At 75.3% G+C, this 1,353-nt stretch carries 2 protein-coding genes; both read left to right on the plus strand.

Annotated elements, in window-relative coordinates:
• Positions 1–148 precede the first annotated feature (148 nt).
• Entirely contained in the window at positions 149–757 is a 609-nt protein-coding gene (locus tag DVH02_RS34485) for a hypothetical protein (RefSeq protein WP_114627757.1), read from the plus strand.
• A gap of 85 nt (positions 758–842) precedes the next feature.
• A complete protein-coding gene (locus DVH02_RS34490) occupies positions 843–1,310 on the plus strand; it encodes a helix-turn-helix transcriptional regulator (RefSeq protein WP_114627758.1) in 468 nt (155 codons plus the stop codon).
• Positions 1,311–1,353 lie beyond the last annotated feature (43 nt).

The raw sequence follows: 1,353 nt of genomic DNA on the forward strand, positions 1-1,353 counted from the left end.
CACCGTGCTGCTGCTCGCCTCCGACCCCGGCGGCAACCTCTACGTCGGCCAGACCCTCGGTCCGAACAGCGGCGATGTGATGGTCTGAGCGGAGACCAGGGACGGACACGCGAGAACCACGGACACCTGAGCGGAAGGAGGTCTCCTCATGTGCGGAGTATGCGGGCGGCCCGCGACCGGCTGGACCGAGCGGGTCGCCCCGCTCGACCCCGGCGCCGCGACCGCGCGGCACCGTGCCGTACGGCGGCTGCTGGCCGGTACCCGGATCACCGTACGGCCGTGGCCGGGCGGTGGCTGGCAGCTCGCCGACCGGGCGGGCCGTCGGCACCACTGCGCGGATCTCCCGGCGCTCTGGACGACGGTACGGTCGCTCGCCGGGCCGGTGATCGCCCCCGACCCGGCCGACCTCACCCGGAGCTGGACCCTCCCGGGCGACGAGGTGCCCCGGCCCGATCCGCACGCGCTGGTGGTCTGGACGGCCGCCGCGCTGCACGCGGGCCCCGGCCCGCGCGGCCTGACCGTACGGGCGGCGGGCTGGCGGCTGACCGAGGCGGTGGCGCCCGGCTCGCTCACCCCCGGCTCGCTCACCCCCGGCACGCTCACCCCCGTGCGGTGCGCCGGGGACGGGCTCACCGTCGAGGCGCTCTCGGGCGCCCGTACGCTGGCGCGCCGCCTCGCGGAGGTGATGGCGCCCGCGCCCCAGGGCCTGTCTGCACAGGAGCGCCGTCCGCCCGTCGACCAGACGGGACTTCGCTGACAGGGCCCAGGCCCTGCCGACGACGGCGGACCTGGCATCCGCGCAGCTCGGAGGGGATGTCGGAGGGCGGTGTTAGCCTCCTGGAATGGACCCGCAGGATCTCGCCAACCTCGCGCACCTGCGCCGGGCCCGGGACGCGATCGACCGCGACTACGCCCGTCCGCTCGACGTGCCGACGATGGCCCGTTACGCGCTGATGTCCCCGGCCCACTTCTCGCGTCGGTTCCGGGCGGCGTACGGGGAGACGCCGTACAGCTACCTGATGACCCGCCGTATCGAGCGGGCGATGGCGCTGCTGCGCGCCGGGTGGAGCGTGACCGACACGTGCGTGTCGGTCGGCTGTACGTCGCTCGGCTCGTTCAGCTCGCGGTTCACCGAGATCGTGGGGGAGCCCCCGAGCGCCTACCGCGCCCGCGAGCACCCCGCCGTGACGGCGATGCCGCCCTGCGTCGCGAAGGCGCACACCCGACCGGTCCGCGCCGCCGCGCCGACCGCCACCGCCGCACCGGGACCGAGCAGGATCCGAGAAGCGCCCGAGGAGGCCGCCGCCTAGGGTCTTTCGTTTGGATCAGGTCGGATGAGGGAGCGGGGTCTGG

This window comes from Streptomyces corynorhini (genome assembly GCF_003346515.1).
GTDB lineage: Bacteria > Actinomycetota > Actinomycetes > Streptomycetales > Streptomycetaceae > Streptomyces > Streptomyces corynorhini.

Excerpts from the sequence above, each read along its gene's own strand:
- DVH02_RS34485 (WP_114627757.1), top strand. The coding sequence starts at position 149 with ATGTGCGGAGTATGCGGGCGGCCCGCGACCGGCTGGACCGAGCGGGTC.
- DVH02_RS34490 (WP_114627758.1), top strand. The coding sequence starts at position 843 with ATGGACCCGCAGGATCTCGCCAACCTCGCGCACCTGCGCCGGGCCCGG.